The 5,459-nt window shown below is 63.0% G+C and carries 10 protein-coding genes; 1 reads left to right on the forward strand and 9 read right to left on the reverse strand.

The features are described 5' to 3' along the window. Positions 1 to 82 precede the first annotated feature (82 nt). The 6 genes from E1285_RS42750 to E1285_RS42775 form a co-directional block, all read right to left on the reverse strand. Positions 83 to 892 (reverse strand): phosphotransferase, encoded by an 810-nt coding sequence (locus E1285_RS42750; RefSeq protein WP_132160626.1) that lies wholly within the window; start codon positions 890 to 892, stop codon positions 83 to 85. Between the two features lie 14 nt (positions 893 to 906). Next, entirely contained in the window at positions 907 to 1,443 is a 537-nt protein-coding gene (locus tag E1285_RS42755) for a hypothetical protein (RefSeq protein WP_132160628.1), read from the reverse strand. 175 nt (positions 1,444 to 1,618) lie between these two features. After that, on the reverse strand, positions 1,619 to 2,014 hold the full coding sequence (locus E1285_RS42760; protein ID WP_132160630.1) for an ATP-binding protein: 396 nt from the start codon (positions 2,012 to 2,014) through the stop codon (positions 1,619 to 1,621). Between the two features lie 119 nt (positions 2,015 to 2,133). Further along, positions 2,134 to 2,994 carry a helix-turn-helix transcriptional regulator gene (locus E1285_RS42765; RefSeq protein ID WP_132160631.1) on the reverse strand — a complete coding sequence of 287 codons (861 nt, stop codon included), beginning with the start codon at positions 2,992 to 2,994 and terminating at the stop codon, positions 2,134 to 2,136. Between the two features lie 10 nt (positions 2,995 to 3,004). After that, positions 3,005 to 3,526: a DUF6879 family protein gene (locus E1285_RS42770; RefSeq protein WP_132160632.1), complete on the reverse strand. Its 522-nt coding sequence runs from the start codon at positions 3,524 to 3,526 to the stop codon at positions 3,005 to 3,007. Further along, positions 3,498 to 3,758 carry a hypothetical protein gene (locus E1285_RS42775; RefSeq protein ID WP_132160633.1) on the reverse strand — a complete coding sequence of 87 codons (261 nt, stop codon included), beginning with the start codon at positions 3,756 to 3,758 and terminating at the stop codon, positions 3,498 to 3,500. Before E1285_RS42775 ends, E1285_RS42770 begins: the two co-directional genes overlap by 29 nt. 136 nt (positions 3,759 to 3,894) lie before the next feature. Between E1285_RS42775 and E1285_RS42780 the strand changes: the two genes are divergently transcribed. Next, positions 3,895 to 4,095, forward strand: coding sequence for a DUF397 domain-containing protein (locus E1285_RS42780; protein WP_132160634.1), 201 nt, complete (start codon positions 3,895 to 3,897; stop codon positions 4,093 to 4,095). A 70-nt stretch (positions 4,096 to 4,165) separates the two neighbouring features. On the opposite strand, the gene E1285_RS42785 is transcribed toward E1285_RS42780, so the two are convergent. The 3 genes from E1285_RS42785 to E1285_RS42795 all read right to left on the reverse strand — a co-directional run bounded on the left by E1285_RS42785 (position 4,166) and on the right by E1285_RS42795 (position 5,410). Then, positions 4,166 to 4,351, reverse strand: coding sequence for a DUF397 domain-containing protein (locus E1285_RS42785; RefSeq protein WP_132160635.1), 186 nt, complete (start codon positions 4,349 to 4,351; stop codon positions 4,166 to 4,168). 88 nt (positions 4,352 to 4,439) lie between these two features. Beyond that, a complete protein-coding gene (locus tag E1285_RS42790; RefSeq protein WP_132160636.1) occupies positions 4,440 to 4,625 on the reverse strand; it encodes a DUF397 domain-containing protein in 186 nt (61 codons plus the stop codon). Further along, positions 4,616 to 5,410: a helix-turn-helix transcriptional regulator gene (locus E1285_RS42795; protein WP_132160637.1), complete on the reverse strand. Its 795-nt coding sequence runs from the start codon at positions 5,408 to 5,410 to the stop codon at positions 4,616 to 4,618. The genes E1285_RS42790 and E1285_RS42795 overlap by 10 nt, the downstream gene beginning before the upstream one ends. Positions 5,411 to 5,459: the final 49 nt, after the last annotated feature.

Below are 5,459 nucleotides of genomic sequence, written 5' to 3' on the forward strand. Positions count from 1 at the left end.
GGCGGGGACGGGGGCCAGAGTAGTCACCGCCGACACACCCCGCCATACCTCCGGACGGAGGGACACCACCGAAGCGTTACCGTCACTTACTGCCTCTCAACCGATAGGACGCCCACTGCTTGGTGAGCATCGCGTGTTCGGCGACCCAGGCGACGGAGTTGGTTTCGCTGTGCGTCCGCCACCTTTCGGCGAAGACCTTCGAGAACAGGTCGATGTGGGACGGCTCTGCATCCGTCCACGAGCCGAACTGAGAGGCCCACTCGTCTGCCTCTCGTGGGCTGTGGCCGGCCTTGAGCAGCCATGGGACCAGAAGACCCAACTCGACCCATGCCTGCCCACGGGAGACGAACGCCCAGTCGACGACGTAGGCACGCCCGTCAGGCGTGATGATCAGGTTGTCCTCGTTGAGGTCGGTATGGAGCAGTGCCGAACCAGCCATAGCGGAGACATCCTCGGCAACGGACTGCCAGCGGCGTTCGACCACCATCCGGACGACGTCCGGGCATGGAGTGCACTGGATCGACTGAATCGTCTTGGCTAGCACGGCCAGGTCCGGCGAGCCCGGCGTGAAGTCGGCACGCCGGCCGGTGATGTGCTCGAACCCGAGTGCAACCCACTCCCCGACCTCGACCTGAAACCGAAGCCGGGGAGCCAACGCCAGGACGTATGGGTTGACGGCCGCCTCACGGCGCAGCGACATGACCTCAGGACCGTCCCTGTCCGCCAGTTTCCGGGCGGCCTTGACGAAGGTGAGGCCCGCCGGGCTGTGCAGCGTCGAGGCGATGTCCGCGTGATTGCCTGTGGGAGCCGGGTCGATGGAATTGATCGGGCCGGTCTTGGCCTCGATCTCGATCCGAAGCTCTTCCGGCAGGTCCGTCCAGTCGCCACGCATGAGACTCCTTCGGATCAGAACTGGATGGTCAATGGCCCGCTGGGCACCATGTCTCCCCAGCTCCCCAGGGACTCACGACCGCTCTGGTCGTTGCACTCCGGCGGGCAGCAGGACGACCCGGACTCGTCGTCCCAGAACTCGGGGTCGACGTACATGCCAGTGGCCTTCAGGTACGGGATCGTCCGGGCGAGTGCCGCGCCGGACCGGATGTCGTCGTCCATCACGGGCCGGTGGTGGATCATCGAGTCTGCGAAGGCGAGGCTCATCGGAAGGTACACCTCGGTCCGCTGGAGCGCCTCGTGCCACGCCTCGTCGACGGGCCGGGTCGGGACGATCCTGACGTACCTGCGGCGGTCGCACCGCGACTCCCGCCGGATCTGGCCGGCGGCCTTCAGGAACACGAGATTCTGGCCCACCACACGTTCGGTGTACGGGTGCGAGCTGTGGTGCTTCTTGCGGAAGTCCTTCACGAGCAGCTCGTACGCCCACGCGGGGATCAGCTCGCGAGGGTCTCGACCGATCTGCTCTACCCGTTCGATCGCGATGGTCATCCGACTCCTCCTCTGGAGTCTCCGGGCGAGGCCGAATGCCTCGCGCCGACTTCGTTAGTTCGTTCGTCGGACAGAGGGGCTCAGTACATGGGCCACCTACCTCTCTACGTACCGCCAGGTCTGGAACCTCCCGACCGTGCTGGGGCAGGCGGGGCTTCAGCAGGGCAGGGAGGGGTCACAGGACGGCGTAAACGACCTTTCCGTCGTTCTCTCGGCGGACACCGCAGTGGACGGCCAACTCCTCGACGATCCAGAGCCCCCTCCCGCCAGGGTCCGTGAGGCTGGCGAACTTTCGCTCGGGCTGGTCGGGAGACTCGTCCCAAACCTCGACCGTGACGTGACCGGGGACGTTTTCGGCGATGGTCACCCGGATCTCGGTGTGCATGGCCGCACGAATCGAGTTAGTGAAGAGTTCAGACACGACAAGGCAGACTTCCTCGGCCTTCTCGTAGGTGAATCCCCAGCCGAGCGCCGCCAACTTGGCGGCGTTCCGGGCGATGCCGACTGACGCCGGCGTGGCCAGGTAGCTGGAGGTAAACGCCCTCCGCTCGTTCACAGTCACGGGGTTCATCGCCTGTCCTCGGGGCGCGGTCAGTTCGGGTGCCGAGCAACGCTCTGTGTCACACGACGATGACCTGTCGTGAGGACCTCGGTCCACGAAGTTGCGCGTTGTTGCGCCCCAGTTGCGCCCTAGTTGGCTTCGAGAGTTCTCAGAGACTGGTCGACCAACTCTCGGGCCGCCGAACCGTAGACGGCGAGGGCAGACAGCTCGTCGAAAGCCTTGAAGTAGGTGTTCAGCTCGCTTGGTGCCGTGACGGTGACGTTCGCGGTCAGCAGCTCGACGTGGACCTGAGTCGTGTCGTAGACGGTGAAGCCCTCAACGGGCCACATCGGTCGGGGGGCGTTCGCGGGGATGATGCCCACCGACACCGAGGGCAAGGACATGTCCTCCAAGAGGTGGCGGAGCTGGTCGGCCATGACCGATGGTCCGCCGATCTGGTAATCGAGGACGCATTGTTCGATCAGGAACGCGAACGTATGCCCACCCGTCGTCAGGACACGTCGCCGACCGAGCCTGGCTTGTACTGCGGCCGCAACGTCGTTGGGGATGTTGCGGAACTCTGTGATGGCGTCCAGCAACGCCCGCGCGTACTCGGCCGTCTGGAACAGGCCCGGTATGACGTGGGGTTGGTAGACCCTCATCCATCGTGTCCGCTCATAGAGCGGGACGTACGACTGCTGGAGCTTGCGGAGCCCTGTCGGTTCCAGCCGCCGCCACTCGACATAGCCGCCCTCAGCGGCGCGCAACGACGCGACGAGGTCGTCCATCTGGTCCTCAGCGCCGCAGACCTCGCACCAAGCCCGAATGTCGGACTGCGTCACCGGCTGGACGGCCTTCTCGATGCGGCTGACCTTGCTCTTGTGCCAGCCAACCGCAGTGGCGAGGTCCGTCCCGGATATTTCCGCGGCTTGCCGGAGTTCGCGGAGCCGGGCAGCAAGAGACTGGCGGGCGGCCTGGACGCTGGACGAAGGAGAGGGGGTCGACGGCATGGCAGCGGTTCTAGCTGATCCGGTACTCCCGGTGATCGATAGCTCGTTCCCAGACGGCCTCGAAGGCCGTAGCACATAGCTTGATCGCCGCCGGGTCGTCGGTCAGCTCGTCCACGATGTGTTCGCCGTCGCCGGCGAAGTGGTGGAAACGGATCAGCCGATCGTCGAACAGCCAGAAGTCGTTGCCGGGGAGCGCCAGATCGGAGGCGTGTCGGCGGGAGAGCCAACGTACTTGCTCGCCGGCGGCCAGGTTCATCGACTCAGCGACCGCGTACTCGAACTTGATGTAGGGGGTGACGGGTTCTGAGACGACCCGAGCCCGCCGTACCGAGACGCCCCGAGCTACGGCCGGGGTGATCAGAGCGTGCCAGTCGTTCTCCCGCTGTGTCCGGTCGTAGGCCGGCCCCTCGCCCGTGAAGGCGCGGAAGGACGGGTCAGAAGGCACGTACGCGTCACGCATCTCCAGGTGGAGCGCCTGCGACGTGCATTCGCTGATCAGCTCGTCAAAGCTTCTCAGGTCGAGGGTCCGCATCGGCCTCCTCCATCAGCGCCTTCAACAGGACTTCCCGCATACGTGCCGGAATACGTCCCACGATCTCATTGGGGCCAATGGGGCTCTGCCCGTTGACCTCCGCCAGCTCGGCCTCGGACGTCACCTGTGGCCCCTGGAACAGCAGGTCGCCAGTTGCGTCATCTACGAGCAAGGCGGGGCAGTGCCCGCCGTCGGTGCCCGGGTCGATGGCGACCAACCGTAGAGCACTCATCGCGACCTCCTGTCTGGCGTTGCGCATAGTTGCGCCTCAGTGAGGAGGTTCGCTCCGATTCGGAGGGCGGTCAAGCCGCCTCCGCGACTATTTTCGGGGCTTACCGTAGCCGGACCCACATGATGAGAGGCGTTCGATGACAAAGCAGGCCAGGGAACCGCAGTGGCGGACCTCCACCTACACCGAGGCGCAAGACTGCGTCGAGCTGGCCTCGCTCGATGGCGCCTCGGTGGGCATCCGGGACAGCAAGGACCCCCGAAGCGGATACCTGGCCGTCTCGGTGGCGGAGCTGAATAGTCTCATCGACCGCATCAAGGCCGACGGCCTCGACTTGTAGTCCGTCCGGGCTCATCGCTTGCCGGAGGCCGGGTTGAACCTCGTGGGACCGTCCGTCGCGCTACGTCCCGTCAGAGGTCTTTGAGCAGCTCAGCAAGTCGTTGGAAGTCACCACGATTAACGAAGATCTTGGGGCCGCCAGGGTCCTTGCTGTCCCGAATTGCAACTATCTCACCGTTAGACGCCAGCTCAAGACAAGCGTCACCTGAGTCATTGCTACGGGAAGCCTTCTTCCATACGGCCGTACTCAGGTCCATCTTTCTTCAACTACCTTCCTAATCGGCGGCTCTCGTGCCGTGCTTGGATTCATGCGCTCCTGGACTCAGCGCCAGCACGAAGGCAGTCTTAGAGACTCTTGAGGACGCTGGCAAAATTTTGAAAATCACCATGATCAATGATCAACTTGGGCCCATTAGGGTCCTTGCTGTCACGGATAGCGACTCTACCGGGCACCCCAGCAAGCTCGATACAGTTGGAGCCGTCTTCCTTGCTAAGCGATGCCTTACGCCACACAACTCTGCTCAAGTCCATCTTTCGTCAATCACCTTTCTGACCAGTGCTCGCGTATCCCTTACATTTAATGCCTCGCCTTGCAACACGACGAATGTCTCATTCACCAACGCCACATGCCTAGGGCTTGTGGTGGTCTCACCCCCATATGCGTTGTCCGTGTACACAACTTGGCGATGATCGGGCAGAGTAGCGATGGTGAAGGGCGCCCATACGTTTCGTATATAGCGAATCGGGGCTATCTGAAGGGTGATCTTGTCTCTATGGGAGAGCTCCAAGAGGTATTCGAGTTGCTCCCCCATCACTTCCTTCCCTCCCACCTCACGGTAAAGGACCGTCTCGTCCATCACCACCGAGATAACCGGGCCGGGGTTCTGACTTAGAATCTCCTGTCGCCTCATCCTGCTCTTCACAGCATCTTCATCGCCCAATAGCGCACGAGCGTACGCATCTTTTTGAAACAATCCGTAGACTATCCGCTCCTCAAAGGCGCGGAGCATAATAGCCGTCTGCTCGGCCTTCGGGAAGTTGGCGAAGAACTCGGGGTACTTGTCTGTCTTGATTGATTCTAGTAGCTCATCCCAAGTGTCTACGAGGGTCGTACCGGATTTGAGTGCTCGGTCGAGCCGGAGTGCGAACTCCCGTCGACAGCGTGTACGACCGGACTCGACTTGTGCGATGTAACTCCGCGTCACGTTGACCAGGTCGGCAAGGGTCTGCTGGTTGAGGCCCGCCGCCTTCCGGAGACGCCTGACCTCTGCGCCAAAACTCAAGAACTCGGGCCTGACTCTGTTGTACATCGTCATGGCTGACCTCCCGGGAGGGGGCGGGCGGGGCTGTCATCACGCGTAACAG

The sequence above is a fragment of the Actinomadura sp. 7K507 genome, from assembly GCF_004348425.1.
Classification (GTDB): Bacteria; Actinomycetota; Actinomycetes; order Streptosporangiales; family Streptosporangiaceae; genus Spirillospora.

Excerpts from the sequence above, each read along its gene's own strand:
- E1285_RS42750 (WP_132160626.1), bottom strand. The coding sequence starts at position 892 with ATGCGTGGCGACTGGACGGACCTGCCGGAAGAGCTTCGGATCGAGATC.
- E1285_RS42755 (WP_132160628.1), bottom strand. The coding sequence starts at position 1,443 with ATGACCATCGCGATCGAACGGGTAGAGCAGATCGGTCGAGACCCTCGC.
- E1285_RS42760 (WP_132160630.1), bottom strand. The coding sequence starts at position 2,014 with ATGAACCCCGTGACTGTGAACGAGCGGAGGGCGTTTACCTCCAGCTAC.
- E1285_RS42765 (WP_132160631.1), bottom strand. The coding sequence starts at position 2,994 with ATGCCGTCGACCCCCTCTCCTTCGTCCAGCGTCCAGGCCGCCCGCCAG.
- E1285_RS42770 (WP_132160632.1), bottom strand. The coding sequence starts at position 3,526 with ATGCGGACCCTCGACCTGAGAAGCTTTGACGAGCTGATCAGCGAATGC.
- E1285_RS42775 (WP_132160633.1), bottom strand. The coding sequence starts at position 3,758 with ATGAGTGCTCTACGGTTGGTCGCCATCGACCCGGGCACCGACGGCGGG.
- E1285_RS42780 (WP_132160634.1), top strand. The coding sequence starts at position 3,895 with ATGACAAAGCAGGCCAGGGAACCGCAGTGGCGGACCTCCACCTACACC.
- E1285_RS42785 (WP_132160635.1), bottom strand. The coding sequence starts at position 4,351 with ATGGACCTGAGTACGGCCGTATGGAAGAAGGCTTCCCGTAGCAATGAC.
- E1285_RS42790 (WP_132160636.1), bottom strand. The coding sequence starts at position 4,625 with ATGGACTTGAGCAGAGTTGTGTGGCGTAAGGCATCGCTTAGCAAGGAA.
- E1285_RS42795 (WP_132160637.1), bottom strand. The coding sequence starts at position 5,410 with ATGACGATGTACAACAGAGTCAGGCCCGAGTTCTTGAGTTTTGGCGCA.